Origin of the sequence: Micromonospora sp. NPDC023966, assembly GCF_040639095.1 — a bacterium.
Taxonomy (GTDB): domain Bacteria; phylum Actinomycetota; class Actinomycetes; order Mycobacteriales; family Micromonosporaceae; genus Micromonospora.
Map to the genome: position 1 here is coordinate 36,465 of NZ_JBEZZJ010000041.1, position 25,560 is coordinate 62,024.

Here is a 25,560-nt window from a genome sequence, read left to right on the forward strand (position 1 = left end):
CTTGTTCGCCGCTTACGTCACGGTCACCGTTCTCGCCTCGGTCTTCACCGGCATCGCCGCCGTCACCTACCTGATCGGCCACGACTATCCGAAGGCCCAGGTGGACATGAAGCGCCTGCCACGGTCGTGGGTGCCGGTGCTGGGCACGTTGCTGGCGGCGGGCTCGTTGGGGCTGCTGGCCGGGTTCGTGGTGCCACTGCTGGGGACCCTCGCCGCCGCCGGTCTCGTGCTGTACTTCGTCGGCGCGCTCGTCGCGCACCTGCGAGTGGGTTCCCGTCAGCTCGTCGGATGGGCCGTGTTCTTCGCCACCGCGGTGGCTGCACTGGCCGTGAACCTGACCTACCACTGGTGATCCCCTGACCGGCGGCCCGCCGTCGGCGTCGTCAGCCCCGGTACTCGACCAGGCAGAACTCGTGGTCCTCCGGGTCGGAAGGGCCCCTGGCAGCGGTGACGCTGCCAGGGGCCCTTGAGGCGAATCAGCCGACGTCAGCCGTCGGACTCCGCCGCCGGGATGTAGGCGCCCGGCACGTCCTCCGGCGCGAAGATCTCGTCCTCACCCGGGTACGGCTTCTTCCAGTCGTGCGCCTCGTACCACGTGAAGTGGTTCATCTGCGCGGGGTTGGCGTAGTCGGGCCTGGCGTCGGGTCCGGTCAGCCGCTGGTGCGACTTCCACTCGCCCCACTGCGCCGCCACCTGCTGCTTGTCCGCCGGCACCGTCGCCGACGGTGCGGGCGCGGCGAGGGGGTTCTGCGGCGCGGGAGTGTCCGGACCGCAGGCCGGCAGCGTCGCCAGACCGGCGGTCAGCGAGGTCCGGTTGGGCACCGCGGTGAACGGCGTGAAGTCCGGCTTGCTGGTGAAGGCCTGACGCATCGGGGTGGCCGCGCTGTCCTTCTGGTTCATCGGGTGGATCCCGAGGATCTGCTCGATGGTCCGGATCATGGTGATCTGCGTGTAGTAGCGGCTGTCCACGACACCGCGCTGGGCCCAGGGGCTGATGATCTGGATCGGGGCGCGGTGGCCGTCGACGTGGTCGAGGCCGGCCTGGGAGTCGTCCTCGACCACGAAGATCGCGGAGTCCTTCCAGTAGCGGCTGTGCGAGATCGTGTCGACGATCCGGCCGACCGCGAGGTCGTTGTCCGCGACCTGGGCGGCCCCGTTCGGCGGGCCACCGGTGTGGTCGCTGGAGAGCCAGAACATGTTGAGGTTCGCCGGCCCGTTCTTCTCGAAGTCACGCTTCCAGATCTCGTACCGGTAGATGTCCGGGACGCTGGTGTCGAACTTCGGGAAGCCGGGCACCGACACGCTGTTGAGCGACGGGATCGGCGAGGACGACACCACGGGGTAGGCGGTGTCCTGCCCGGTCGCGGCCATGTTCCTGGTGTCGCAGTACAGGTTCTGCCAGCTGGAGCCGGTCGGCTTGGTCAGGAACTGGTGGAACTCGCCGAAGTTCCGCACGGTCCTGCCGGCCGCCTGCGCGCCGGTCCAGATGAAGCCGGTCCGCTGGTGGCCGAGAGCGTCGTCCTCGGTGTCGTAGCTGCGGATGTACTCGCCGGCCGTGGACTCGGTGTACTCCGGGTTGTCGGCCTGCATCAGCCAGTTGTGACCCTCGGCCGAGTTCGTGCCGATGTCGTAGGTGTTGTCGTACAGCCCGAACTGCTTCGCCATCGCGTGCTGGTTCGGCGTCACGTTCTCGCCGAACTGCGCCAGCGACGGGTCGCCGTCGCCGCGCGGGTCGTCGCCGAGGACCTGGTCGTAGGTCCGGTTCTCCTTGACGACCAGGAAGACGTGCTTGATCGTCGAGGGGTCGCCGAGCCGCTGCGGCACGGGCACCGGCTTCGCCTTGTTGCCGTTGGCCAGCTTGACCGAGCCGCCGGTCCAGCCGTTCTGGCTGAAGACCTTGCCGGTCTCGGACCTGATGGCCTTGTCGCTCGGCAGCGGGAACCGCTGCAGGCTCGACGTCGTGTCGTGGGTGCCGTGCCCGGCGCTGTTGGTCGGGCGGCGGGCGTCGATACCACGGGTGTTGGAGATCAGCACGTCCTTGCCGACGGTGGTGATCTCGGCGGGGAAGTAGTCCGTCGGGAGCAGGCCGACGTAGCTGACCGGCTCCAGCGGGGTGGTGTAGCGGTAGACGGCGACCGCGTTGGCGCGGCCGAGCGTCACCAGCAGGTGGCCGTCGTCGGTGAGCGTCACGGCGTTGGGCTGGTAGCCCACCGTCGCCTCCGGCCAGGGCCGGGTGGCGATGGTCTGGACGACCTTGTCGCGCGCGGTGTCGATGACCGACACGTCGTCGCTGTTGGTGTTGGTGACGAACAGCGCCCCATTGTTCGCGTACAGGGCGGTCGGGTGCAGGCCGACGTCGATGCTCGCGACGGCGGCGGCCGGGTTCGCCAGGTCGATGACGCTGACCGTGCCGGTGGTGGTGGAGGCGGTCACCTGGTCGGCCGGCACCGGGGTGTTGTACGAGTTGATCGTGGGCTCGCCGGGCTTCGCCGGACGCCCGCCCTCGTTGCTGACGTAGAGCTTGCCGCCGACCATGACCATGTCGCGTGGGGCGTTGCCCACGGCCCAGCTCTGCTGGATGGCCCCGGTGGCGGTGTCGATGGCGACCACCCGGTTCTGGCCGTTGACGGCGGAGTACACGGTGGAGCCGTCGGGCGAGAACACCGCCTCACTCACCAGCGCGCGCTTGGCCCCGTCCTGCGGGATCCGGATGAACGCAGGGTTGGTCAGGGTGCCGTCCGGGTTCACGGTGAACGTGCGGTAGCCGTCGGCCTGACCCAACCACAGTCGGGAGCCGTCGGGCGAGTACGTGGGCCCTTCCTGGCCCACGTCGTTGCCGCTGATGCGCAGGTTCGCCTCCGCGTTGTTGCCGACGAGCTGCTGCACCTTCCAGGTCTTCAGGTCCACGATGGCCAGTGCCATCCCACCGTCGGCGACCGAGGCCGCCAGGTGTGTGCCGTCCGGGCTGACCGAGGAAGACATGATCTTGCCGTTGTCGACGACGAGACGCTCGCCGATCGGGTCGAGGTACTGGTCGTCGGACACGACCAGGCCCTTGTCGGTCAGCTGGCCGACCTGGTCGGTGCCGAACTGGAGCGTCTGGGCGAAACTGATGCCGGTGCCGGCGGCGACGACGACAGCGGTGGCGCCTGCCGTCATCAGGGGTAGCCGGCGGCCGATGCGTCGACGGAGAAGTCCGGTTACGTCCTTCTCCACACGCCGACGGCGGCGTGTTACCTGCATGGAGTCATCCCTTCGTGGTGTGGAGCAGCTCGACGTTGCCGTCGAACTGCCAGAGCGGGTTCGGTGCGTCCCCGGTCGGGGTCCGCACCAGGAAGTAGCCGTTCACTTCCTTCGGTCCGTCGCCGTCGGCCACGAACCGCCCGTCGGGGGTGACGTCGAGCTGGTAGATGGCCGTCCCCGCGGCCTCGACGTCGGGGAGGTGCCAGGAGACGACGCAGCGCCAGTCGTTGCCCGGCCCTTCGGCGGCGAGCTTTCCGCCGCCCTTGTTGCACGTCGCCGTCGCCTTCAGCTGCGCTTCGGTGACGTCGGGGCGGTGGAGCTGCTCGGTCTGCATGCGGTAGAGGTGGGCGAACGCCGTGGCGACCGAGCGCTGCACCTTGTCCTGCTCGATTCCGGAGCCCGTGGCCGGCGTGGCCACGGCGACGACCCCGACCGTCACGGCGAGCAACCCGACCAGCGGCAGGACTCCGACGGTGACCACGCGGCGTCCCGAGCTGTCAGAGGTCAGGTTGGTGAAGTCGCGGCGCAGGAACAGCAGGTAAGCCAGCGCCGTCGCTGCTACCGCCCACGACAGGCTGACCACGATGCCGATCAGCAGCGGGCCGAGCTGAGCCGGGCCGGTGAACAGACCGTTCCAGGCGATGAAGGCGTAGCCGGGCAGCGCGAGACGCACGGCGACGGGCAGCGGCAGCATCTGGGCGAGCTGCATGGCGAGCGCGACGAGCGTGGGCAGCAGCAGTCCCATCGGGGACCGCCCCAGCGCGACGGACCCGAGTAACCCGATCGCGGCGAGGGCCAGGGTCGGGGCGAGTACGCACACCCAGGCGAGCAGGGTCCTTCCGGCGGCATCCCCGGGCGTCAGCAGGTGCCCGTCCAGGCCCACCAGCGGCTGGTTGCCGACCGTCACGACCCCGCCGGCCGCGCTGGAACCGGCCAGCCCCGCCACGAGCAGCAGGATGACGGTGAGACTGGACAGTGCCTTCGCGGCGAAGATCCGCCGAGGCGACCGGACCGCCACGAGCAGGTGGCGCCAGGTGCCGAGCCGGTCCTCGGAGGCGAACACGTCGCCGGCGACCACCGAGGTCAGCAGCGGGAGCGCCCAGGTGCCCGCGAAACCGAGCGTCACCAGCGATCCGGCCCACCCGGTGGCGTGCATCCAGCGACCGAAGAGGGTGTCGACGGGTAGCGAGCTCTGCTGGCTCACCGCGGCGACGAACAGCGCCGGCGCGATCCAGCACGCGAGGACCAGCAGGCGGATCCGCCACTGCGAGACGAGCTTGACCAGCTCGAAGCGGTAGCCGCGCGCCACGGAGACGCGGCGGGCATCGGCGACGCGGGCGTCGGCGACGGTCGCGGTCATCGGCTGGCCTCCTGCTGCTCGGTCAGGGCGAGGAACGCGGCCTCGAGCGGTGACACCACGGGCGCGAGTTCGCGCACCGCGACGCCCGCGTGTACGAGCCGCACCACCAGGTCGTCCAGGGCGGGCACGAGCGCGTGCACGACGAGCACTTCGCCGTCGGGCCGCGCTCCGACACCGTCGACGACGCGGATCCCGGCGGTGTCCACCGCCAGCCGGCGGGCGGCCTGCGGGTCGGAGGTGAGCAGCCGGTAGTCGAGTTCACGGTTCTCGGCGGCCAGCTTGCCCAGCGGCCCGGAGAAGACGACCCGTCCGGTGGCGAGGATGGTGACCTCGGAGCACAGTGCCTCGAGGTCGTCCATGCGGTGGCTCGACAGCACGACGCTGGTTCCGTCCGTCGCGAGCCGGGTGAGGACACCGTGTACGTGCTTCTTGCCGGCCGGGTCGAGGCCGTTGGCGGGTTCGTCGAGCACGAGCAGCCGGGGCTTGGTGAGCAGGGCCGCGGCGAGCCCGAGTCGCTGACGCATGCCCAGGGAGAAACCGCGCGTCCGGTCGTCCGCGACATCGGTGAGCCCCACCTGGTCGAGCAGGTCGTCGATCCCCGACGCCCGCACGCCGTGGCCACGAAGGGCGGCCAGCGCAGCCAGGTTCTGCCGGGCGGTGAGCGAGGGGTAGAGACCCGGCCCGTCCACGAAGCCGGCCACACCCTCGGGGGCGGCGAGCGCCCGCCCGACCGGCGTACCCAGGATCTCGAGCCGGCCGCGGTCGGCGGCGGCGAGGCCCAGCAGGAGGCCGAGCAAGGTGGTCTTGCCGGCGCCGTTGGGCCCGACCAGGCCGTGGATCTGTCCCTGCGCCACCTCGAGATCGATGCCGTCGAGTGCGACGACGTCGCCGAAACACTTGGTGATCCCGCGAGCCCGGATTGCGAGAGGTGCGTCCATGAGCCCCTTCTTTCGTTGCCTCAAGCAAGTTAGGTGCGGCATCACGACGGAGGCAGGGACAGCTGGCTGAACGTTCATGGAACGGAAGGGGGCCGGCGCCGATCATCTGGCCGCGGCAGCGCTGCGAGCCCCGCTGTCCCGCCTCGCTCCGGTAAACCAGGGGCGGTTCACGGCGTGGTGCTCCACGATGGGCGCGTGGAACGCGACGAGGCCCTCGCCCGTATGCAGGAAGCCGCCGTACTGTGGAGCGTCTGCCAGGGCATGGCGGCGCAACTGGTCGACGCCGCCTGCGAACTGCTGGTCGCCGGCCTCGACGGACTCAACCTGGCGATGCTCGCCGGCGTTCACGTCCGGCACGCCGACGAGGAAGTGCCCGACATGCTGGAAGCCGCGCTGACGGAGGCGGGGCTCAGCTACTACCCGCCGGGCAGCCGGGCCGGGCAGGAAGCCGCGGTCCGGGTGATGGCTTCGCGGGCCGTGGCCGGGCTTCTTCCGCCCCTGGACCTCGCGGCGTGGGCACACTCCACCATCGGCCATGACACGTTGGCGCTCGCCGAACGCCTCGTCGAACTCGACGACGTGTACGACACACTCGAATACACCGACCTGACGGAGAAGGACGTCAGCGACGAGATCCTCGCCGAGGCCCGACGGATCGTCGGGACCGCCGGAACCACAGTCGACCGGGAGTGTGTCCCGACCGGGCCCCACGGCATGCCGCCGGCCGCCTAGCATCGAGCGTTATGCGTGTCCTGATCGTGTCCGCGCCGCTGATCGGACACGTCTTCCCGCTCGTGCCGCTGGCCGCCGCGTTGCGCGAAGCCGGGCACGAGGTGCTGCTGGCCACCGCCGCCGACGGGCTGGACGTGGCCCGCTCCGGCCTGCCGGTGCGCGATGTGGCGCCAGGGTTCGACTTCGGCCGCATCGCTCGGGGCGTGCTGCTGCGCCACCCGCTGGTGGCCCGGGCCGAGCTGGCCGGCCGGGGCGGCACCCGGGGCGCCGGGCTGCTCTTCGGCACGGTCAACGATCAGCTCGCCGACGGGGTGGTCGCGCTGGCCGAGGAGTGGCGGCCGGATCTGGTGGTGCACGAGCCGTTCGCGGTGGCCGGCGCCGTCGCCGCGGCCCGGCTCGGCGTCCCGACGGTCCGCCACGAGAACACGCTCTTCGACGGCCGGGAGCTGATCCGGGCCACCGTGGCCCGGTTCGCCCCGGCGCTGCGCCGGCACGGCCTGACCGAACTGCCGCCACCGGCCGCCGCCGTCGCGGTGGCTCCGCCCAGCGTGCTGCGTCAGGACGGCTGGCCGATGCGCTACGGCTCGTACGCCGGCGGCGGCGACCTGCCGGACTGGCTGCGCGAGCCGGGCGAGCGCCCCCGCGTGTTGGTCAGCCGCAGCACCGTGGCCGGGCCCGGCTCGGGCGGCCCGATGCGCGCCGTGGTCGCCGCCGCGGAGCGGGTGGACGCCGAGTTCGTCCTGGTCCGGCCGGATGAGCGGCTGGCCCGGTCTGCACTGCCCGGCAACGTCCGTACCGTCGGCTGGATCCCGCTGGCGGCGGCGCTGCCTACCAGCGCGGCGCTGGTGCACCACGGCGGCGCCGGCAGCATCTTCGGCGCCTTCGTCGCCGGGGTGCCCCAGCTGGCCACGGTCGGCGCCGGCGACCGACGGCACAACGCCGAACTCGTCGCGGCGCGCGGCGCCGGCATCGCGGTCGCCGCCCGCGCCATCACCACGGCCCTGCTGACCCGGCTGACCACCGACGCCGCGCTGCGCGACGCCGCGACCCAGGTCGGCCGCGAGATCGCCGCGATGCCCGAGCCCGCCGAGCTGGTGCCCCGGCTGGCCGCGCTGGCCTGACCGAGCGGGCCCGGCGGGGGAGCCGGGAGCGGTCCGGTGTGATCGAGACCAACCCCGGCCACACCGCCGCCGTCTGGCTGGCCGGACGCGGCTGTCCCGACCGGCCGGCCTCAGTCCGGGTTCGGCGAAGGTCCTAGCGGGAGGCCAGGGTTTGTTCGGCGTACGCCCAGAGCCGGTCGGCGGCGGCCAGGTCCACCGAGTGCTCGGCGACCCCGGTCATCGGGTCCGGACCGCCCGGAACCACCTCCGACTCCTGGTTGTCCTCGAAGTAGCAGCCGGTCACGCCCTCGAGTAGGGGCGACGCGGCCAGCAGCACGGTGGTGGCGGCCCCCTGGGCCTGGGTCTTGTAGTGTTCCGGCACCGCCACGTTGCCCGCCTCGTCGGTCGTCACCCCGAAGGAGCGCAGGGTGTCCTCGCCGAGGTGACGCTGCAGGTTGGTGATGATGACGCCCGGGGCCAGGGCGTTGGCGGTGATCCCGTCGGCGGCCCAGCGCTGAGCGATGCCGACGGCCAGCAGGACATCGGCGGTCTTGGACTGGCTGTACGCGATCCACGGGTCGTACGGGCGGCGGGCGAAGTGCGGGTCGTCGAAGTCGACGCCGGCGCGTAGCTGTGCGCCGGAGCTCACCACCACGACCCGGGCGGAGCCGGCGGACCGGAGGTTGTCGTGCAGGCCCCGGGCGAGCGCGAAGTGGCCGAGGTAGTTGGTGGCCAGTTGCAGTTCCCAGCCCTCGGGGGTCAGCTGGCGGTGCGGTAGCGCCATGATTCCGGCGTTCGCGATCAGGGCGTGCAGCGGGCCGGTCCAGCCGGCGACGAAGGCGTCGACGGAGTCGAGGTCAGCGAGATCCAGCGCGGCGGCCCGGACCGTGCCCGGGCCCGGTCCGGCGAACTCGGCCACCAGGTCGTCGGCGCGGGCGGGGTCGCGCGTCGCCACGGTGACCTCCGCGCCGGCACGGGCGAGGGCGCGGACGGTCTCCAGGCCGATGCCGGAGGCGCCACCGGTGACGATCATGCGGTGCCCGGTGAGGTCGACGCCGTCGATGACCTCGTCGGCGGTGGCCCGGGCGGTGAACCCGGTGGTCAGGCGTGTGCTCTCTGTCATGACGGCAACGCTACGACCGGCGGGCCTGGACGGCCTATAGTTTGGCGTCCGCAGAAGTTTAGTGAGCGTCCGAGGGAGTGTGGTATGGACCCGTTGGAGGACGTTCTGTCGCTGACCCGGGCGACGAGTCACCTGTCGGCCAGTTTTTCCGCCGGAGGACGGTGGGGGGTCCGGTTCGACCCACCCGCCGGCGTGAAGTTCAACGTCGTACGGCGGGGCGCCTGCTGGCTCGCGGTGGACGGGGTGCCGGATCCCCTCCGGCTACGCGAGGGCGACTGCTTCCTGCTGACCCGTCCGGTCGCGTTCACGCTCGCCAGTGACCTGGATCTGCCGACCGAGCCGGCGGGACCCCTTTTCGTCGCGGCCGTCGACGGGGTGGCCCGCGCCGGGGACGGCGACGAGGTGTTCCTCATCGGGGGAGCGTTCTCCTTCACCGACCGGGCCCAGGCTCTGCTGCTCGACGGCCTGCCGCCGGTCATCCAGGTGGCAGCCGAGACGCCGGAGGCCGCGGCCGTGCGACGAGCGGTCGGAGAGATCGACGCGGAACTACAGCGGAACGCCCCGGGGGCGAGGCTGGTGGCCGAGCACCTCGCCATCGTCATGCTGGTTCGGATCCTCCGCCTGCACCTCGCCCGGGACGCCGGTCATACCTCCGGGTGGTTGGCCGGCCTGACCGACCCCACCGTGGTGGCCGTACTGCGACGAATGCACGCCCGGCCCGCGCACGCCTGGACGGTGGCCGAGCTGGCCCGCGCCGTGGCTGTTTCCCGATCCACCCTGGCGGCCCGGTTCAAGCAGGTGATCGGCAAGGGCCCGCTGGAGTACCTCACGGCGTGGCGCATCGAACTCGCCGCCGACCGCATCCGCCGCGGTGAGGAGACCAACGCCACCATCGCCCGCGAGGTGGGGTACGGCTCCGAGAGCGCCTTCAGCGTCGCCTTCAAACGCGCCACCGGTCTCTCGCCCCGCGCCTATCGCGCCGCCCTGGCGCGGTCGGAACAGGGGCGGACCCGAGCGCTCGCTGGGTCGTGACAACGAGCGCCGGGGCGGAGCCGTCCGCACCACTGGGCCGAGCTACTCGTGCTCGGCGACGGTCAGGAGACCGCGGCCTTCACCAGCTCGATGACCTTCTTCTCCACCGCGGGGCTCCACTTCTGCAGCGCGTACGACACCGGCCACAGGTCGCCGTCGTCGAGGTTGGCGGTGTCCTGGAAGCCCAGGGTCGAGTACCGGTAGTTGAACTTGCCCGAGTCCTGGAAGAAGACGACGATCTTGTCGGCGGCGTTCGCGTAGGCGGGCATCCCGTACCAGGTCTTCGGCGTCAGTTCCGGGGCGGCGGTGGTCACGGTCACGTGGACGCGCTCGGCGAGCTCACGATCTTCCGGCGCCATCTGGGCGATCCGGTCGAGGACGGCTTCCAGCCCGTCGGCCTTCTTGGCGCCCTTCTTGCCCTCGGCGCGCAGCTCGGCGGCGCGCTCCTTCATCGCGGCACGCTCCTCAGCGCTGAAGCCGTCGGACACGGTGGAGGTCTTCGCGGACATTGTTCGAGCTCCTTTTTCGCCGTTCAAGGCTCGGCGTGACGCCGGCTACCTGGTGAGAAGGCTAGGCCCGACCGCAACCTGGCGCTTCTCGATTCCTGATCACCTCGCGGTCGACGTGGCCGCTGATCGCCTCCTTCAGGAGCCGGGCCCTGCCCATCGTGTCGGCCGACTCGTCTGGACCGGGAGCGGTTCAGTCGACGAGTACGCCGGGGTTGAGGATCCCGTGGGGATCGAGGGCGGTCTTGGCGGCGCGCAGCGCCAGGGCGAACGGTTCGGGACGCTGGCGGTCGTAGCCGGGGCGGTGGTCCCGCCCGACGGCGTGGTGGTGGGTGATGGTGGCGTGGTGGCGGTGCAGGACGTCGGTCGCGACGTCTTTGAGGTGGTCCCAGACGGCGACCTCGTCGCCCGGCCGGCCTGCCGCCAGCAGGGTGAAGTAGGGCGCCGCTCCGTCGGGATAGATGTGCGTCAGGCGGCAGTTGACGGTGGCGGGATGCCCGGTGGCTTCGCGTGCGGCGGCGCCGACCTCGTCGCGGACGGCGTCGATCAGGGCGGGAAGGCGGTTCCACGTGGTGGCCGTCTCGAAGGTCTCGACGACGGCACCCATCCGGGCGAGGCCGTCGCGCAGGTACGGCATCCGGAGGAACGCCGAGCGCCAGGCGCCGACGGCCTCGTCGCCCCGGCCGCCGGAGCTGACGGAGGGCGAGCCGCCGTGCGCGCGGGCCAGGTCGAGTGCCTGGGCGAGAACGGTGTCGACGGGTACGGCGGCCGACTCGAAGCCGAGGACGAGTATCGACGAACCGTTTCGGGCGGCGCCGGACAAGGCGGCCTCGCCGGGGTCGAGCAGGCGGCAGTTGGCGGGGGAGAGGCCGGACTGGGCGATCGCCCGCACCGCGCCCAGCGCGGCGCGGAAGTCGGCGAAGACGACCGAGGCGGAAGCCTTGTGGTGGGGGCGGTCCTGCAGACGCATCCACCCCTCGGTGATGACGCCCAGGGCGCCTTCGGAGCCGAGGAACAGCCGGTCGGGAGACGGTCCGGCGCCGGACGCGGGCACCTGCCACGAGGTGCCGGCGCCCGCCGGGGTGATCACCCGCAGGGACTGGACGAAGTCGTCGATGTGCGTGTGGACGGTGGCGTAGTGACCGCCCGCGCGGGTGGCGAGCCAGCCGCCGAGGGTGGAGAACTCGAAACTCTGCGGGAAGTGGCGCAGCGTCAAGCCGTGCGGCCTGAGCTGGTTCTCCAGTGCCGGGCCGAGGGCGCCGGCCTGGATACGGGCGGCCCGGCTGTCGGTGTCGATGTCCAGAACCCGGCCCATCGCGGTCAGGTCGAGGGACAGCACCGCTCGGTGCGCCTCGCCGCGGTATTCCACGCCCCCGGTCACCGAGGAGCCGCCGCCGTAGGGGATCACCGCCACGCCGTGGTCGCCGGCCCACTCAAGAAGGTCGGCCACGTCCTGGTCGTCCGCCGGCCTGGCGACCAGATCGGGTATCCGCCCGGGCCGGCCGCGCAGGGCGCGGATGACATCCCGGTACGCCTTGCCCATGGCGTGTGCGGCGCGGGCTTCCGGGTCGGCGGTGACCAGATGCGCGAGACTCGGCGGCGGCTCGACGGCGGGCCGGCCGATGCGCAGGTCGGCGACCTGCGGGACGGGTAGCGGGCGCGGGAGCGTGCCGGGGAGCAGCGCGCCCATCGCTTCGCATTCGGCGTCGTCGGGGTGTTCGTCCGCCCATCCCCAGCCCCACCAGGAACGGGCGCGGGCAGCGCGGGGGGAGGTCGCAGCGTGGGCTGTCGCCATGTCCGTATCCATCCGATCCGCCGAATTAACCTAGCGGTAATTTACCGTAGGGTAATATCGCGGGCGTGGCAACGTCCTCCCGCTCCCGAGCCGGCACCAAGGGCGTTCCCCGTGCCGTCCGCGAACAGCAGATCCTCGCCGCCGCCACCGAGGAGTTCGGCCGCCACGGCTACGAGGCGACCTCCCTGGCAGCTGTCGCCACACGGGTCGGGGTCACCAAGGCGCTGCTGCACCAGTACTTCGGTTCCAAGGAGAACCTCTATCTCGCCTGCCTGACCCCGGTGGGCGACCAACTGCTGGACGCGATTCGCGCCGCGATGGGCCAAGGCGAGATCACTGCCCCGCGCACGCCCCTGCTGGTTCTCCACGCGCTGTTCACCGCACTGGAGGGCCGGCGGGAAGCATGGTTCGTGCTCTACGACCCGTCGCTGCCCGCCGACACGGAACCCGCCCGGCGGGCGGCGCACTACCGGACCGCCATCGATCGGCTCGCGGCAACCGGTAGCGCCGGCGTGCTCCGCGCCGCCGGCTCCGCCGACCCCCTCGACGCTGACGCCCTCAAGTACGCCTGGCGCGGCATGGTCACCGCGCTGGTCCGGTGGTGGATCAACCATCCCGACCAGTCTCCGGACGCCATGGCCGAACGCTGCGCCCGCCTCTTCGCCGCCACCCGAGCCGCCCTCACGGCTGGTTGACCCTGCTCCGCCGCGACGCCTCAGACCAGGAACTTCTCCCGCATCCGTGCGCCCAGGTTGATCCGGCCGACGACCCGAGGACCGGTCGGGTCGTGAACGTCGATGGTGTTGTTGCGGCGCATCAGTTCGCGGACCGAAGGTGGCAGCCGGGGCGGGTCGTCCATGGTGGCGAGGATCTGGCCGGCGGTCGAGATGAGTCGATCCGCCAGGGCGGCGGCGTCGGTGTCCACCCGCACCCGGCCGTACTCCCAGCCGGCGGTGGTGAGGTCGAGCACCTCGAACACGCGGGTCACGAGCGGATTCGGGTCGGTCACCCGGTCGAGTCGGGGTGCCCGGCTGCCGAGCACCGCGACGGCGGCGGCCACCTGCGCGTACGGGTGGAGTCCGCACGGCAGCGCGAACAGCGGCCACCGCAGCGCCGGGCCGGCCTCCTTCCACAGGGGCCGGTAGTTCCGGCGGTGCACCAGGAGCCGCCGACCGGTCCGTCGATGTACGTCGTGGGCCTGGGCCTGTAGGTCCGCGTGCGCTTCGTCGGCCACCTCGCTCACGATCCGGGCCGCCACCACCAGGCCGTCGTCGCCGTCCAGCATCTGGGTGACGGCCTCGACCTGTTCGGAGAACCGCACCTGAGCGCGGGCGCCGAACCGGTACCGGACGTCCCGCAGCAGCGCCTGCTGCCGCTCCGGGTCGAGTTGGACCCGCCTGCCACCCATCAACTGCCGGAGCCACCGCATGTCGCCTCGTTTCCGCAAGCCGTTCCGGGCCGCGGCAATGCTAGTGCGTCGGACGTCCCTCGTATGGTGGTGGGATGGCTGAGCGATCTCTGACCTTGATGGCCGTGCACGCGCACCCCGACGACGAGGCGACGAGCACCGGCGGCATCCTCGCCCGGTACGCGGCAGAGGGCATCACGACGGTGCTCGTGACCTGCACGGACGGGCGGTGCGGCGACGGGCCCGGCGGGGTCAAGCCGGGCGACCCGGGGCACGACCCGGAGGCCGTGGTGGCGATGCGCCGGGCCGAGTTGGCGGCCAGTTGCGAGGCGTTGAAGGTCACCCACCTGGAGACGCTCGACTATGCCGACTCCGGGATGATGGGCTGGGCGACCAACGACATGCCCGGCGCGTTCTGGAACACCCCGGTGACGGAGGCGGCCGACCGGCTGGCCGAGTTGATCCGGCGCTACCGGCCCGACGTCGTCGTCACCTATGACGAGAACGGCTTCTACGGCCATCCGGACCACATTCAGGCGCACCGCATCACCATGGCCGCGGTCGAGCGGACGGACATCCCCGCGAAGGTCTACTGGACCACTGTGCCGCGCAGCGTCTTCGAAGACTTCGGCCGCATCATGAAGGAGATCGGCGTCGAGTTTCCCGAGCCCGACGTGTCGGAGGAGATGCCCCAGCTCGGGCTGCCCGACGACGAGATCACCACCTGGGTCGACACGAGCGCCTACGGCGCCCAGAAGTTCGAATCGTTGGCCGCCCACGCCAGCCAGGCCGAGAACATCTTCTTCCTGCAATTGGGTCAGGAGCGGTTCACCGAGCTGATGGGCGTGGAGACCTTCGTCCGGGTCCGCGACACCACCGGTGCGCCGTCGCGCGAGGACGATCTGTTCGCCGGGCTGCGCTGACCGGGCACGCACGGTGGTCGGGGCCGGGTCCATGAGCCCGGATCAGATCAGTGGGCCGGGGTGGGGGCCTCCGGCGGCCGCTGGGCGGCGTGGCGGGCGTCGGCCAGGGCCACGCCCAGCAGCACGAACCCGGCCCCGAGCGCGGCGGTCAGCGGCGGGGCAGTGGACAGGGGCAATGCCAGGGCGGCCAGAGCGGCGATGGCAATCACCCGCCGCAGGGAAAGCCGGTCGAACACGACTCGTTCCAGGCGGATACGACCGTAGAGGAACAGGGCGGGGCCGCCGAGGATCATCGCCAGCCACGGCGGCTCGGGGTGACCGCCCGGGTGGGTGAGGACGACCTCGAAGCCGACAGCGGTGGCGACGATGCCCACCACCATGACGACGTGGGCGATGCCTGTGGCGCGTCCGGCGGCGAGCCGGTCACCGGCGACGGCGACGGCCTCGGCGAGAACCTGTCCCGAGCGGTAGAAGTAGATCCGCCACAGCAGAACCATGGACAGGAACGCCACGACCAGCGCCGCCGAGGTCGACAGGGTGACCGGATGGTTGGTGAATGTGACGCCGGCGGCGAGCACGGTCTCACCGAGGGCGATCAGCAGCAGCTGCTGATAACGCTCGGGTAGGTGGTGGCCACTGTCCATCGCCCAGGCGCTGACCGGCGGTCTGGCCATGCCGGGAACGGGCCAGCGTAGCTGCGCGACGACGACGTCCACCGTTACGGCGCCCGCCCAGAGCGCAGCGCGGGCCCCGCCGCTCACCGCCGCGCCGGCCAACCAGACGCCGGCCGTGGCGAGGCACCAGAGCACCGACCTGACATAGAGATTCCCCAGCGAGTGCCGGCGCACGCTCGGCAGGAGGATCAGCGGCCGCAGGCAGTTCAGGATCAGGTACGGCAGCACGAACGCCCACCCCCGCCCGACGAAGGCGTAGGGAACTGACGACGACATCACCATCAGGCCGAAGGCGCTGGCCAGCACGATCCACTGGATCTTGCGGCGACGGGGGTTGAACCAGCTGGTGATGTGGGCGGTGGTGATCCACAACCAGATCAGCGGTAACGACAGCACCAGCAGGTAGGCGAGCGACAGCCAGCGGACACCGCTGTCCGCTCCGATCATGTCGCGTACGACCCGGTTCACCACCCCGGACAGGGCGAACACCAGCACCAGGTCGACGAACAGCTCCAGGAAGTTCGCCTGCCGGATCTCCTGGCGTCGTTGCAGCAGATCCTGGCCGTCGGGATGCCCCATGCCCCCTATGGTCGCGTGTCCCACCGCAGCTCAGTGGCACAACACCGGGCTGGTGAGCCGGTCCGCGCCGCTCGAGCCGCGTCACTCCGTTCAGGCGGTTTGTGCGTCGGCGTCTGTTTCCTGGGAGGCGGCCCACGAGGCGAGCAGGCGAAGCGCGTCCTCGGAGGGCGAGCCGGGCTCTGCGGTGTAGATCGTGAGAGTGAGCCCCGGTTCCGCCGCCATCTCCAGCCCTTCGTAGGCCAGGGTGAGGTCGCCGACGACGTGGTGGTGGTAGTTCTTGACGCCGGTGCCGTGGTGTCGGACGTTGTGGGCTCCCCACCGTTTCCGGAACTCATCGCTGCGGGTCGAGAGTTCGCCCACGAGGTCGTGGAGATCCTTGTCGTGGGGGTCGCGGCCGGCTTCGGTGCGGAGGATCGCGACGCAGACGTCGGCGGCGAGGTCCCACTCCGGGTAGAAGCGGTGCGCCTTCTCGTCGAGGAACGTGAACCGGGCGATGTTGGCGGGGCGCTGCGGGTCGGCGTACACGTCGGCGTAGAACGCTCGGGCGAGCCGGTTCGCGGCGAGCAGGTCCATGCGGCCGTTGCGCACGAACGCGGGGCCCTGGGTGACCGCCTCGAGGGTCCATTGCAGGCTGGCGCGCGGGGACCACTGCCTCGCCGTGCGGCGGCGGGGCCGCATCAGCGCGCTGCTGCCGTCCGCCGCCCGTGCGAGGTCGAGCAGGTGCGCCCGCTCGGCGTCGTCGAGCTGAAGCGCCCGGGCGATGGCGTTCAGCACCGAGGGCGACACGCCGGCGAGGGCGCCTCGTTCGAGCTTCGAGTAGTACTCGATGCTCACCCCGGCCAGTGCCGCGACCTCGCTGCGGCGCAGTCCGGGGACCCGGCGGTTCCTGCCGGCGGGCAGGCCCGCCTGTTCCGGGCTGATCTTGGCGCGGCGCGAGACGAGGAACTCGCGGACCTCGGTGCGGTTGTCCACGCCTCGACCGTACGTGTCACGGCTCGTCGGAGGGGTGCCCTGTCAGTACACCTTCCAGCAGAAACTCCCCGAACAGGCACCGCCGGGGTTTGCTGGACGGCGATGAACGGAACCGCTGGCCGCCGCCGCCCGGTGGGCGATCGTCGTCGTCCCTGGCGGGTTGTTTCCCGGATGGCCGTACTCCCTCGCCCTGGCTGGGTATGCGGGCGGGTGGCCGTCGGGTCGCGGCCGGACCTTTGAAAGGAAGAACCTCATGCGTGGTGCAGTCCTGCACGCCCCCGGCGACGTCCGGGTGGAGGAGCGCGAGGATCCGCGGATCCTCCTCCCGACCGACGCGATCATCCGCCTGTCCGCCACCTGCGTCTGTGGTTCGGACCTGTGGCCGTATCGCGGCATCGAGGCGGTCAAGGGGCCGTCTCCGATGGGCCACGAGTATGTCGGCGTCGTCCAGGAGGTCGGCGGCGAGGTCAGGAACATCAAGCCCGGCCAGTTCGTCGTCGGCTCCTTCTTCGCCTCCGACAACACCTGCCCCATCTGCCGCGCCGGCTACCAGAGCTCGTGCATCCATCGGGAACCGGTCGGTGGACTGGGCGCCCAGGCCGAGTACCTGCGCGTCCCGCTGGCCGACGGCACCCTGGTCGCAACGCCCGAGATCCCCTCGGAGGACCTGGTCCCGGACCTGCTCGCGGCCTCCGACGTGCTCGGCACCGGCTGGTTCGGGGCCGTGGCCGCCGAGGTCGGGCCGGGCAAGACCGTCGCGGTCGTCGGCGACGGCGCGGTCGGTCTGCTCGCCGTGCTGGCGGCGAAGCAGTTCGGGGCGGAACGCATCATCGCGGTCAGCCGGCACGAGCCCCGCCAGAAATTGGCGGCCCACTACGGTGCGACGGAGATCGTCACCGAGCGCGGCGACGAGGGCGTCGCGAAGATCAAGGACCTCACCGACGGCCTCGGCGCGCACTCGGTGATCGAGGCCGTCGGCACCCAGGAGTCGATGATGCAGGCCATCCGCTCCACCCGGGCCGGCGGTCACGTCGGCTACGTCGGCGTCGCCCACGGCGTCGAACTGCCCGGCGACGAGTTGTTCTTCTCCCACGTGCACCTGCACGGTGGCCCCGCCCCGGTGCGGCGCTTCCTGCCCGAGCTGATCGACCTGATCTGCAACCGGCAGATCGACCCCGGCAAGGTCTTCGACCTCACCCTCCCGCTCGAGCAGGCCGCCGAGGGCTACCGGGCCATGGACGAACGCCGGGCCATCAAGGCCCTTCTCAAGCCCTGACGGCCGGCGCCGCCCGGAGAGGGCCGCGTCCGCCCGACCGGATCCGACAACAAGCTGCTGCATCCAGCACAGGGCGAACCGCACAGGAGGAGACGTTGGAGATCCTGACCACGCAGCCGTCGGTCAAGGGACCGGCCGACTGGTTCACCGGCGACGTCTGGTTCGACCAGATCGTTCCCATGACCGGACCGTCCATCGGCCGGTGCAACGCCGTGCACTTCGCCCCCGGCGCCCGCACCGCCTGGCACCGGCACGCCAACGGCCAGCTGCTGCACGTCACCGAGGGCGTCGGGCTGACCCAGTCGCGCGGCGGCGAGGTCGTCGTCATCCGCCCCGGCGACGCCGTCTGGTGTCCGCCCGGAGAGTGGCACTGGCACGGCGCCGCCCCCGACCACTTCATGACCCATCTGGCCATCTGGGACGGCCTCACCCCTGGGCAGGACGGGCCGGAAACGGAGTGGGGCGAGCACGTGACCGACGACGAGTACCGCCAGCCCGCATGACCAACCGGCCGCCGGTCGCGTCATCGCGCGGCCGGCGGCCCACCCACGGATCACGAGAAGGAGTACGACATGTCCGGAACCGCGCAGCAGAGCCCCGCCCAGAAGATGCTCGGGAACTTCGCGCCCAAGCTCGTCTCCCTCACCGACGACGTGCTCTTCGCCGACGTCTGGGAACGCGCCGACCTCGCGCCGCGCGACCGTAGCCTGACCACCATCGCGGCCCTGGTCGCCGGCGGCAACAGCGAACAGTTGCCGTTCCACCTGAACCTCGGCAAGCAGAACGGCCTCACCCAGGCCGAGATCGTCGAGGCCATCACCCACCTGGCGTTCTACGCCGGGTGGCCCCGGGCCATGTCCGCCATCGCGGTGGCCAGGCAGACCTTCGAGGGCTAGGCGCCACCACGGTTCGCGCCATCACCCGACAGCCCGGTCCCACCGGCGGGCCGTCCGCCCGGCCCAGCAGCTGTCCGGCCCGTGCGCGTGATCGACGGCGCCCGCAACGACCTGCTCCGCCGGCGCCTGCGGGCTGCCGGTGATCGCCGGGCCGGTCGAGGGCCGCCATGCTCGGTAACATCCTGGTGCAGGCCCGGGCCGCCGGCGTCGTCGGTGGCGTCCTGCCGGCACCGCGGGCCTTCCTGCGGGAGACCCGGCGCCTCGTCCGGTACGAGCCGGGGGGGCGATCAGCCGACAACGCCTCCCTGCCGTACGCGTCGTCGCTCTGCGGGGCCTGCTACGACGCCTGCCCCGTGATGATCGACATCCCGTCGATCCTGGTCCACCTGCGCGCCGAGGTGCCGCATCCGCGCGCCGAGGCGGCGGCGATGGCCGCGGCCGCGTACACCATGGACCACCCGGCCCTGTACGCGGCCGCGCAGCGCGCCGCGAAGCTGAGCCGGCTCGCCGGCCGTCGCGGCCGGGGCCTGCCCCCGCCGCTGAGCGGCTGGACCGCGAGCCGTGACCTGCCGGAGCCGCCACCGCAGAGCTTCCGCCAGTGGTGGGCCGAGCGATGACCGGACGCGAGCTCATCCTCGGCCGGCTCCGCGCCGCCCTCGGCGACCATCCGCCGACCCCCGCCACGGCGCACCCCGAGCACCGCCCGGGCACCGCCACCGTCGACCTCGATCTGCTGACGGACCGGCTCACCGACTACCGCGCCACCGTGCATCACTGCTCCGCCCCGCAACTCCCGGACGTTCTCGACCCGATCCTCCGCGGCCGGCGCGTCGTGATCCCGCCCGGGCTACCCCGGCACTGGCTGCCCGCCTCCGTCGCCGTCACGCCCGATCAGGATCTGACCGCGGAGGAGATCGCCGGGTGTGACGGCGTCGTCACGGGTGCCGCCGTGGCCGTTGCCGAAACCGGCACGATCATCCTCGACGCTGGGCCGGACCAGGGCCGGCGGATCATCAGCCTCCTGCCCGACCTGCACATCTGTGTGCTGTGGACCCACCAGGTGGTCACCACGGTGCCGGAGGCGCTCACCCGGGTCGACCCGCGAAACCCGCTGACCTGGATCAGCGGGCCGTCCGCCACCAGTGACATCGAGCTCAACCGCGTGGAGGGCGTGCACGAGCCCAGGAACCTGCACGTCGTCATCGTCGCGGGCGCGGACGCTTCCTCGTCCCCGGCGCTTGGCGACAACCCGAGCGATGCCAGCGCCGCTGATCCCACAGGGACCAGGTTGGGGTGAACGTGATCGCGGTCGATGATCTCTAGTCTGGTCGACGTGACGGAATTCGACTGGGCCACGCTGTCGGCGGCGAGGAACGCGAGGCTCGACGCGGTTCCGGACATGATCAGGCACGCGCTGCGGGTCCTCGAGGACCTCCTGGAGGAGGTCGACCACGCGTGCACATTCACGCTTCTGAACGGCCCGCTGATCGACGACGACGTGGTCGCATCGGTGAACGCGCTGCTGCCGAAGCACTGCCGCGTCGCCGGGTTGGAGTCTGTGAGTTCCTGGTCGACGCTGGTTCGTGAGGCGCTGCCCGGGTTGTTCGTTCCGGGGCGGCAGCCGCAAGCCTGGGCGGAGCCGTCGGCTGCCCGGGAGCTGGCCGAGGCGCTCACCGACTGGGCGGTGGCACTGATGGCGAGACTCTGGCCGGACTCCGCCGAGTCCTGGGCCCTGACGGTGCACACCGACGACTGGTACGAGGCGGCCTACGTCGATCTCGTGGTCCGTGCGGGCGACCAGGTGTGGCTGCTGCATCTCGGCGTCAGCGACTGATCCGCTGCCAGCCGCAGAGTCGGCCCGGGAGGCGTGGCGCAGCCCGGCGGCCCGGTCTTCCCACCAGGCTCGGCGTGGGCGCCGCCCCGGCTGCGCCTCGGTGGGCAGCGTGAGGCCGGCGCGTACACTGGCGCTGGTTTCGTGCCGGGGGTCGGCCTCGGTGCTGTGCCGGGGACTGCCGGGGCGTGGCGGTCGGGGGCTTGCGGGAAGGGTGAGTGCCGTGCGTGGTCCCGCGATGACGGATGTGGCCCGCCTCGCCGGGGTTTCCCACCAGACCGTGTCACGGGTCCTGAACGGGCATCCGAATGTGCGTGAGCAGACGCGGCTGCGGGTGCAGGCCGCCATCACGGAGTTGGGCTACCGGCCCAATCGCGCCGCTCGTGCCCTGGTGACCGGCCGGTCGCAGGTGATCGGTGTGGTGGCCCAGAACACGACGCTGTACGGCCCGGCGTCGCTGTTGGCGGCGTTGGAACAGACCGCGGCCGAAGAGGGCTTCGCGGTCACCGTCGGCAGTGTGCGGGACCTGGACCGGGTTTCCATCTCGGCGGCCGTGGAGCGGCACCTGGCGCATCGGGTTGCGGGGATCGTGGTGATCGCGCCGGTGGAGTCGGCCGGGGAGGCGCTGGAGCACCTGCCGAAGGACGTCCCGTTGGTGACCGTCGACGGTGACCCGCGCCGGCCGATGCCCCTGGTGACGGTGGATCAGGTGGCCGGCGCACGGGAGGCGACGCGGCACCTGTTGGAGGCGGGACACCGGACGGTGTGGCACGTGTCCGGTCCGGCCGACTGGTTCGACAGCGCCGGCCGCATCGAGGGGTGGCGGGAGGCCCTGCGCGAGGCAGGTGCCGAGGTGCCGCCGCTGGTTGCGGCGGACTGGTCGGCCGCGTCGGGCTACCGGTGCGGGCAGATGCTGGCGCGGATGCCCGAGGTGACGGCGGTCTTCACGGCCAACGACCATCTGGCGCTGGGCGTCCTGCGGGCCTTGCACGAGTACGGCCGCCGCGTGCCGGACGACATCAGCGTGGTGGGTTTCGACGACGTGCCGGAGGCGGCGTACTTCATTCCGCCGTTGACCACGGTGCGGCCGGACTTCGCCGCGGTGGCCCGGGCGAGTCTGGACCTGTTGCTGGCTCAGTTCGAGTCCGACACCGTCGGTGAGCTGCGGCAGACCATCGCACCGACCCTGATCTCCCGGCAGAGCGTCGCCGCGCCGCCGCGCTGACCCGGCCAATGTGTCCCTCGGCGCGGCCCCTGTGCCGAGGCGGTGCCGCCGTTGGCCTCTTCGGCCTCGGACGTTGTGACCGCTAACAGCTTCTGACATGACACCCGTCGTTCGGCTGTTCGTGGCGCCGTTGCGGGCGGAGCCTTCTCGCGTCGGCGACCCTGGCCGGGACCGACGGAATGACGCCAGCGCCGGGCATGCTGCCGGTGGGCGCAGAAGGGCCCATCGAACGTCGGTCGTGCCGTTACCGGACTGTTGCGACGGCGTCTTGACCGACGCCAATGTGAGCGCTAACAATGTGAGCCACTGCACGCGGAGGTGGAAATGATGGGTGTGGACGGACCGGGGGACCGGTACGTCGTCGGGGTCGACTACGGGACGCTGTCGGGCCGGGCGTTGGTGGTGCGGGTCGGTGACGGCGCGGAGCTGGGCACCGCGGTCCACGAGTACCGCCACGGCGTGATCGAGTCCACCCTGCCGGGTGGCGTCGATCCGCTCCCGCCGGACTGGGCGTTGCAGGACCCCGAGGACTACCGGGACGTGCTGCGTCACGCGGTGCCGGCCGCCGTTGCCGCCGCGGGGATCGACCCCGGCCGGGTGATCGGCGTCGCGACCGACTTCACCGCCTGCACGGTCCTGCCCACCCGGGCCGACGGCACCCCCCTGTGCGAGGTGCCGGAGCTGCGTAACCGGCCGCACGCCTGGCCGAAGCTCTGGAAGCACCACGCCGGGCAGGCGCAGGCCGATCGGATCAACGCGCTGGCGCACGAACGCGGCGAGGCGTGGATCGGCCGGTACGGCGGGAAGATCTCCGCGGAGTGGCAGTTCGCCAAGGGACTGCAGATCCTCGACGAGGACCCGGAGATCTACCGGCGCGCCGAGCGGTTCGTCGAGGCGGCCGACTGGATCGTCTGGCAGCTGTGCGGAGTGGAGACCCGCAACCTCTGCACCGCGGGCTACAAGGGCATCCGCCAGGACGGCCAGTACCCGTCCCGGGACTTCCTGACCGCTCTGGACCGCGGCTTCGCCGACTTCGTCGACAAGCTGGACGGGCCGGTGTTGCCGATGGGCGCCCGGGCCGGTGCGCTCACCGCCACGGCGGCGGCGTGGACCGGGTTGCCGGCGGGGATCGCGGTCGCCGTCGGCAACGTCGACGCCCACGTCACCGCCGCCTCGGCCCAGGCCCTGGTGCCCGGCCACCTGGTGGCGATCATGGGCACCTCGACCTGTCACGTGGTCAACGGCGCCGAGCTGGTGGAGGTGCCGGGCATGTGCGGCGTCGTCGAGGGCGGGCTCAGCCCCGGCGCCTGGGGCTACGAGGCCGGGCAGAGCGGGGTCGGCGACATCTTCGGGTGGTTCGTCGAGCACGCGGCGCCGGCCGGCATGAACTCGCACGAGCGGCTCTCCGAGCTGGCCGCGGCGCAGCCGGTCGGCGCCCACGGGCTGATCGCCCTGGACTGGTGGAACGGCAACCGCTCCCTGCTGGTCAACCACGACCTGAGCGGTCTCGTCGTGGGAATGACCCTGGCCACCCGGCCGGCGGACGTCTACCGGGCGTTGCTGGAGTCGACGGCGTACGGCACCCGGATGATCATCGAGGCGCTCGTCGAGGCGGGCGTGCCGATCCGGGAACTGGTGGTGGCCGGCGGCCTGACCTCCAACCGCCTGCTGATGCAGATCTACGCCGACGTCACCGGCCGGCCGTTGAGCCTCATCGGTTCGGCGCAGGGGCCCGCCCTGGGCTCGGCGATCCACGCCGCGGTGGCCGTCGGCGCGTACCCCGACGTCTACGCGGCCTCCGCCGCGATGGGCCGGGTGGACCGCGATGTGTATCGGCCGGACCCGCAGCGGGCGCGGGCCTACGACGCGCTGTACGCCGAGTACCGGACGTTGCACGACCACTTCGGACGCGGCGGCAACGAGGTCATGTCCCGCCTGCGCGCGATCCGCAACGCTGCCGTCAACCAATCGGCGGCACAGGTCACGACGCCGCTGGAGGTGGTCGCATGAGTGGCCGGCCCGATCAGCACATCCGGCGGCTCCGGGAGAGCGTCGCCCGGCTGCACGCCGAACTCACCCGCTACCGGCTGGTCGCCTGGACGGCGGGGAACATCTCCGCCCGGGTGCCCGGCCACGAGCTGATGGTGATCAAGCCGAGCGGGGTCGACTACGACGACCTCGCGCCGGAGAACATGGTCGTCTGCGACTTCGACGGCCGGGTCGTCGAGGGTGACCTCTCACCGTCGAGCGACACCGCCGCCCACGCCTACGTCTACCGTGCCATGCCCGAGGTGGGTGGGGTGGTGCACACGCACAGCACGTACGCGACCGCCTGGGCCGCCCGCGGCGAGCCCATCCCGTGCCACCTCACCGCGCAGGCCGACGAGTTCGGCGGGGAGATCCCGATCGGCCCGTTCGCGCTCATCGGTGGCGACGACATCGGCAAGGGCATCGTGGAGACCCTCACCGGTCACCGCTCGGCCGCCGTGCTCATGCGCAACCACGGCGTCTTCACCATCGGCCGGGACGCCCGGGCCGCCGTGAAAGCGGCGGTGATGTGCGAGGACGTCGCCCGTACCGCACACCTGGCCCGGGCGCTCGGCGAGCCGGTGCCGATGGCGGCCGCCGACGTCGACGCCCTGCACGACCGCTACCAGAACGTCTACGGACAGCGACCTTCCTCACCCGCGAGCCCCTGACGGCCGCCACGATCGCGCGGCGTTCCCCCGGGCCGTCCGCGTCGCACCACCCCCGACACCACCTTTGACAGCACCACCACCAGCGCAGGTCGTGCGCCTTCGGCGGCATGGCTCGCGGAACGCTTACCCGAGGAGATTGCGGTGAAGAGAATGAGGACCCACCTGCCGTCCCGCAAGGTCGTCGCGGTGCTCACCGTCGCGCTGCTCGCCGCCGGCATGGCGGCCTGCGGCAACAGCGACACGGGCGACAACGGCGACGACGGCAAGATCACGCTGGGCTTCTCCCAGGTCGGCGCGGAGAGCGGGTGGCGTACGGCGAACACCACCTCGATCAAGGAGGCCGCGGCGGACGCCGGCTTCGACCTGAAGTTCGACGACGCGCAGCAGAAGCAGGAGAACCAGATCAAGGCCATCCGCAACTTCATCCAGCAGAAGGTCGACGTGATCGCCTTCTCGCCGGTCGTGGAGTCCGGTTGGGACACCGTGCTCAAGGAGGCCAAGGACGCCAAGATTCCGGTCATCCTCACCGACCGGTCCGTCGACTCGGCCGACAAGTCCCTGTACAAGACCTTCCTCGGCTCGGACTTCGTGAAGGAGGGCCGGCTCGCGGGCGAGTGGCTCGTGGAGCAGAAGAAGGCGGCGACCGGCCCGGTCAACATCGTCGAGCTGCAGGGCACGACGGGTTCGGCGCCGGCGAACGACCGGAAGAAGGGCTTCGCCGAGGCGATCGCCGCCAGCCCCAACCTCAAGGTCATCGCCTCGCAGTCCGGTGACTTCACCCGCGCGGGCGGCAAGCAGGTGATGGAGCAGTTCCTGAAGGCCAACCCCAAGATCGATGTGCTCTTCGCGCACAACGACGACATGGGCCTGGGCGCGCTGGAGGCGATCACGGCGGCCGGCAAGGTGCCCGGCAAGGACATCACCATCATCACCGTCGACGCGGTCAAGGACGGCATGCAGGCCCTCGCCGACGGAAAGTTCAACTTCATCGCCGAGTGCAGCCCGCTGCTGGGCCCGCAGCTGATGGACCTGGTCAAGAAGGTGCACAACGGCGAGGAGGTCCCGCCCCGCATCGAGACCCAGGAGACCACCTTCACCCAGGAGCAGGCCAAGGAGGCGCTGCCCAACCGCAAGTACTGACCGGATGACGGGGCGACCGCCCCGCATCCGAGGCGGCGGCCGGGCCCTCCTCGCCGTTGTGCACCTTCTTGACCAGGTCCATCAGCTGCGGGCCCAGCAGCGGGCTGC

At 71.5% G+C, this 25,560-nt stretch carries 25 protein-coding genes; 16 read left to right on the plus strand and 9 right to left on the minus strand.

Annotated elements, in window-relative coordinates; genetic code table 11:
• Position 1: 1 nt before the first annotated feature.
• Positions 2 to 352 (plus strand): DoxX family protein, encoded by a 351-nt coding sequence (locus AB0F68_RS31105; RefSeq protein ID WP_357344705.1) that lies wholly within the window; start codon positions 2 to 4, stop codon positions 350 to 352.
• A 134-nt stretch (positions 353 to 486) separates the two neighbouring features.
• Here AB0F68_RS31105 and AB0F68_RS31110 read toward each other — a convergent pair whose 3' ends face one another.
• The 3 genes from AB0F68_RS31110 to AB0F68_RS31120 all read right to left on the minus strand — a co-directional run bounded on the left by AB0F68_RS31110 (position 487) and on the right by AB0F68_RS31120 (position 5,541).
• Positions 487 to 3,159: a bifunctional YncE family protein/alkaline phosphatase family protein gene (locus tag AB0F68_RS31110; protein WP_357344707.1), complete on the minus strand. Its 2,673-nt coding sequence runs from the start codon at positions 3,157 to 3,159 to the stop codon at positions 487 to 489.
• An 88-nt stretch (positions 3,160 to 3,247) separates the two neighbouring features.
• Positions 3,248 to 4,603: an ABC transporter permease gene (locus AB0F68_RS31115; protein WP_357344709.1), complete on the minus strand. Its 1,356-nt coding sequence runs from the start codon at positions 4,601 to 4,603 to the stop codon at positions 3,248 to 3,250.
• A complete protein-coding gene (locus AB0F68_RS31120; RefSeq protein WP_357344711.1) occupies positions 4,600 to 5,541 on the minus strand; it encodes an ABC transporter ATP-binding protein in 942 nt (313 codons plus the stop codon). The genes AB0F68_RS31115 and AB0F68_RS31120 overlap by 4 nt, the downstream gene beginning before the upstream one ends.
• Before the next feature lie 195 nt (positions 5,542 to 5,736).
• On the opposite strand from AB0F68_RS31120, the gene AB0F68_RS31125 reads away from it, so the two are divergent.
• Positions 5,737 to 6,273: a hypothetical protein gene (locus AB0F68_RS31125; RefSeq protein ID WP_357344713.1), complete on the plus strand. Its 537-nt coding sequence runs from the start codon at positions 5,737 to 5,739 to the stop codon at positions 6,271 to 6,273.
• Positions 6,274 to 6,284: 11 nt separating this feature from the next.
• Complete coding sequence (locus tag AB0F68_RS31130) at positions 6,285 to 7,394, plus strand: nucleotide disphospho-sugar-binding domain-containing protein (RefSeq protein ID WP_357344715.1); 1,110 nt, start codon at positions 6,285 to 6,287, stop codon at positions 7,392 to 7,394.
• A 133-nt stretch (positions 7,395 to 7,527) separates the two neighbouring features.
• Here the strand turns inward: AB0F68_RS31130 and AB0F68_RS31135 are convergent, their stop codons facing one another.
• A complete protein-coding gene (locus tag AB0F68_RS31135) occupies positions 7,528 to 8,496 on the minus strand; it encodes an SDR family NAD(P)-dependent oxidoreductase (RefSeq protein ID WP_357344717.1) in 969 nt (322 codons plus the stop codon).
• A gap of 84 nt (positions 8,497 to 8,580) precedes the next feature.
• Here AB0F68_RS31135 and AB0F68_RS31140 point away from each other — a divergent pair, with 84 nt between their 5' ends.
• Positions 8,581 to 9,528, plus strand: coding sequence for an AraC family transcriptional regulator (locus tag AB0F68_RS31140; RefSeq protein WP_357344719.1), 948 nt, complete (start codon positions 8,581 to 8,583; stop codon positions 9,526 to 9,528).
• A 62-nt stretch (positions 9,529 to 9,590) separates the two neighbouring features.
• On the opposite strand, the gene AB0F68_RS31145 is transcribed toward AB0F68_RS31140, so the two are convergent.
• Together AB0F68_RS31145 and AB0F68_RS31150 are read right to left on the minus strand one after the other, a co-directional pair.
• The gene (locus tag AB0F68_RS31145; protein ID WP_357344721.1) at positions 9,591 to 10,037 is read right to left on the minus strand and encodes a hypothetical protein; all 447 of its coding nucleotides are present in this window, start codon (positions 10,035 to 10,037) and stop codon (positions 9,591 to 9,593) included.
• Between the two features lie 190 nt (positions 10,038 to 10,227).
• Positions 10,228 to 11,829, minus strand: coding sequence for an FAD-binding oxidoreductase (locus AB0F68_RS31150; RefSeq protein WP_357344723.1), 1,602 nt, complete (start codon positions 11,827 to 11,829; stop codon positions 10,228 to 10,230).
• Between the two features lie 65 nt (positions 11,830 to 11,894).
• Here AB0F68_RS31150 and AB0F68_RS31155 point away from each other — a divergent pair, with 65 nt between their 5' ends.
• Positions 11,895 to 12,524, plus strand: coding sequence for a TetR/AcrR family transcriptional regulator (locus AB0F68_RS31155; RefSeq protein WP_357344725.1), 630 nt, complete (start codon positions 11,895 to 11,897; stop codon positions 12,522 to 12,524).
• 20 nt (positions 12,525 to 12,544) lie between these two features.
• On the opposite strand, the gene AB0F68_RS31160 is transcribed toward AB0F68_RS31155, so the two are convergent.
• Positions 12,545 to 13,258 (minus strand): hypothetical protein, encoded by a 714-nt coding sequence (locus tag AB0F68_RS31160; protein ID WP_357344727.1) that lies wholly within the window; start codon positions 13,256 to 13,258, stop codon positions 12,545 to 12,547.
• Positions 13,259 to 13,332: 74 nt separating this feature from the next.
• On the opposite strand from AB0F68_RS31160, the gene AB0F68_RS31165 reads away from it, so the two are divergent.
• The gene (locus AB0F68_RS31165; RefSeq protein WP_357344729.1) at positions 13,333 to 14,160 is read left to right on the plus strand and encodes a PIG-L family deacetylase; all 828 of its coding nucleotides are present in this window, start codon (positions 13,333 to 13,335) and stop codon (positions 14,158 to 14,160) included.
• A gap of 47 nt (positions 14,161 to 14,207) precedes the next feature.
• Here AB0F68_RS31165 and AB0F68_RS31170 read toward each other — a convergent pair whose 3' ends face one another.
• On the minus strand, positions 14,208 to 15,413 hold the full coding sequence (locus tag AB0F68_RS31170; protein WP_357344731.1) for a low temperature requirement protein A: 1,206 nt from the start codon (positions 15,411 to 15,413) through the stop codon (positions 14,208 to 14,210).
• A gap of 90 nt (positions 15,414 to 15,503) precedes the next feature.
• Positions 15,504 to 16,385, minus strand: coding sequence for a helix-turn-helix transcriptional regulator (locus AB0F68_RS31175; protein ID WP_357344733.1), 882 nt, complete (start codon positions 16,383 to 16,385; stop codon positions 15,504 to 15,506).
• Between the two features lie 253 nt (positions 16,386 to 16,638).
• Between AB0F68_RS31175 and AB0F68_RS31180 the strand changes: the two genes are divergently transcribed.
• From AB0F68_RS31180 to AB0F68_RS31225, 10 genes are all read left to right on the plus strand, one after another.
• On the plus strand, positions 16,639 to 17,661 hold the full coding sequence (locus tag AB0F68_RS31180) for a zinc-dependent alcohol dehydrogenase family protein (RefSeq protein ID WP_357344735.1): 1,023 nt from the start codon (positions 16,639 to 16,641) through the stop codon (positions 17,659 to 17,661).
• A gap of 95 nt (positions 17,662 to 17,756) precedes the next feature.
• Complete coding sequence (locus tag AB0F68_RS31185; protein ID WP_357344737.1) at positions 17,757 to 18,164, plus strand: cupin domain-containing protein; 408 nt, start codon at positions 17,757 to 17,759, stop codon at positions 18,162 to 18,164.
• Between the two features lie 69 nt (positions 18,165 to 18,233).
• Positions 18,234 to 18,557 (plus strand): carboxymuconolactone decarboxylase family protein, encoded by a 324-nt coding sequence (locus AB0F68_RS31190; protein ID WP_357344738.1) that lies wholly within the window; start codon positions 18,234 to 18,236, stop codon positions 18,555 to 18,557.
• Positions 18,558 to 18,724: 167 nt separating this feature from the next.
• A complete protein-coding gene (locus tag AB0F68_RS31195) occupies positions 18,725 to 19,174 on the plus strand; it encodes a lactate utilisation protein LutB domain-containing protein (protein ID WP_357344740.1) in 450 nt (149 codons plus the stop codon).
• Positions 19,171 to 19,854, plus strand: coding sequence for an LUD domain-containing protein (locus AB0F68_RS31200; protein WP_357344742.1), 684 nt, complete (start codon positions 19,171 to 19,173; stop codon positions 19,852 to 19,854). The genes AB0F68_RS31195 and AB0F68_RS31200 overlap by 4 nt, the downstream gene beginning before the upstream one ends.
• A 36-nt stretch (positions 19,855 to 19,890) precedes the next feature.
• Positions 19,891 to 20,391, plus strand: a complete 501-nt coding sequence (locus AB0F68_RS31205) for a hypothetical protein (protein ID WP_357344743.1) — start codon at positions 19,891 to 19,893, stop codon at positions 20,389 to 20,391.
• Positions 20,392 to 20,626: 235 nt separating this feature from the next.
• Positions 20,627 to 21,613 carry a LacI family DNA-binding transcriptional regulator gene (locus tag AB0F68_RS31210; protein WP_357344750.1) on the plus strand — a complete coding sequence of 329 codons (987 nt, stop codon included), beginning with the start codon at positions 20,627 to 20,629 and terminating at the stop codon, positions 21,611 to 21,613.
• A gap of 324 nt (positions 21,614 to 21,937) precedes the next feature.
• A complete protein-coding gene (araB, locus tag AB0F68_RS31215) occupies positions 21,938 to 23,623 on the plus strand; it encodes a ribulokinase (protein ID WP_357344745.1) in 1,686 nt (561 codons plus the stop codon).
• Complete coding sequence (locus tag AB0F68_RS31220) at positions 23,620 to 24,312, plus strand: L-ribulose-5-phosphate 4-epimerase (protein WP_357344747.1); 693 nt, start codon at positions 23,620 to 23,622, stop codon at positions 24,310 to 24,312. The genes araB and AB0F68_RS31220 overlap by 4 nt, the downstream gene beginning before the upstream one ends.
• A gap of 150 nt (positions 24,313 to 24,462) precedes the next feature.
• Entirely contained in the window at positions 24,463 to 25,452 is a 990-nt protein-coding gene (locus AB0F68_RS31225; protein ID WP_357344752.1) for an ABC transporter substrate-binding protein, read from the plus strand.
• Positions 25,453 to 25,560 lie beyond the last annotated feature (108 nt).

Excerpts from the sequence above, each read along its gene's own strand:
- AB0F68_RS31135 (WP_357344717.1), bottom strand. The coding sequence starts at position 8,496 with ATGACAGAGAGCACACGCCTGACCACCGGGTTCACCGCCCGGGCCACC.
- AB0F68_RS31130 (WP_357344715.1), top strand. The coding sequence starts at position 6,285 with ATGCGTGTCCTGATCGTGTCCGCGCCGCTGATCGGACACGTCTTCCCG.
- AB0F68_RS31150 (WP_357344723.1), bottom strand. The coding sequence starts at position 11,829 with ATGGCGACAGCCCACGCTGCGACCTCCCCCCGCGCTGCCCGCGCCCGT.
- AB0F68_RS31120 (WP_357344711.1), bottom strand. The coding sequence starts at position 5,541 with ATGGACGCACCTCTCGCAATCCGGGCTCGCGGGATCACCAAGTGTTTC.
- AB0F68_RS31225 (WP_357344752.1), top strand. The coding sequence starts at position 24,463 with ATGAGGACCCACCTGCCGTCCCGCAAGGTCGTCGCGGTGCTCACCGTC.
- AB0F68_RS31220 (WP_357344747.1), top strand. The coding sequence starts at position 23,620 with ATGAGTGGCCGGCCCGATCAGCACATCCGGCGGCTCCGGGAGAGCGTC.
- AB0F68_RS31110 (WP_357344707.1), bottom strand. The coding sequence starts at position 3,159 with ATGACGGCAGGCGCCACCGCTGTCGTCGTCGCCGCCGGCACCGGCATC.
- araB (WP_357344745.1), top strand. The coding sequence starts at position 21,938 with ATGATGGGTGTGGACGGACCGGGGGACCGGTACGTCGTCGGGGTCGAC.
- AB0F68_RS31200 (WP_357344742.1), top strand. The coding sequence starts at position 19,171 with ATGACCGGACGCGAGCTCATCCTCGGCCGGCTCCGCGCCGCCCTCGGC.
- AB0F68_RS31165 (WP_357344729.1), top strand. The coding sequence starts at position 13,333 with ATGGCTGAGCGATCTCTGACCTTGATGGCCGTGCACGCGCACCCCGAC.
- AB0F68_RS31210 (WP_357344750.1), top strand. The coding sequence starts at position 20,627 with ATGACGGATGTGGCCCGCCTCGCCGGGGTTTCCCACCAGACCGTGTCA.
- AB0F68_RS31160 (WP_357344727.1), bottom strand. The coding sequence starts at position 13,258 with ATGCGGTGGCTCCGGCAGTTGATGGGTGGCAGGCGGGTCCAACTCGAC.
- AB0F68_RS31190 (WP_357344738.1), top strand. The coding sequence starts at position 18,234 with ATGTCCGGAACCGCGCAGCAGAGCCCCGCCCAGAAGATGCTCGGGAAC.
- AB0F68_RS31140 (WP_357344719.1), top strand. The coding sequence starts at position 8,581 with ATGGACCCGTTGGAGGACGTTCTGTCGCTGACCCGGGCGACGAGTCAC.
- AB0F68_RS31145 (WP_357344721.1), bottom strand. The coding sequence starts at position 10,037 with ATGTCCGCGAAGACCTCCACCGTGTCCGACGGCTTCAGCGCTGAGGAG.
- AB0F68_RS31115 (WP_357344709.1), bottom strand. The coding sequence starts at position 4,603 with ATGACCGCGACCGTCGCCGACGCCCGCGTCGCCGATGCCCGCCGCGTC.
- AB0F68_RS31180 (WP_357344735.1), top strand. The coding sequence starts at position 16,639 with ATGCGTGGTGCAGTCCTGCACGCCCCCGGCGACGTCCGGGTGGAGGAG.
- AB0F68_RS31195 (WP_357344740.1), top strand. The coding sequence starts at position 18,725 with ATGCTCGGTAACATCCTGGTGCAGGCCCGGGCCGCCGGCGTCGTCGGT.
- AB0F68_RS31170 (WP_357344731.1), bottom strand. The coding sequence starts at position 15,413 with ATGGGGCATCCCGACGGCCAGGATCTGCTGCAACGACGCCAGGAGATC.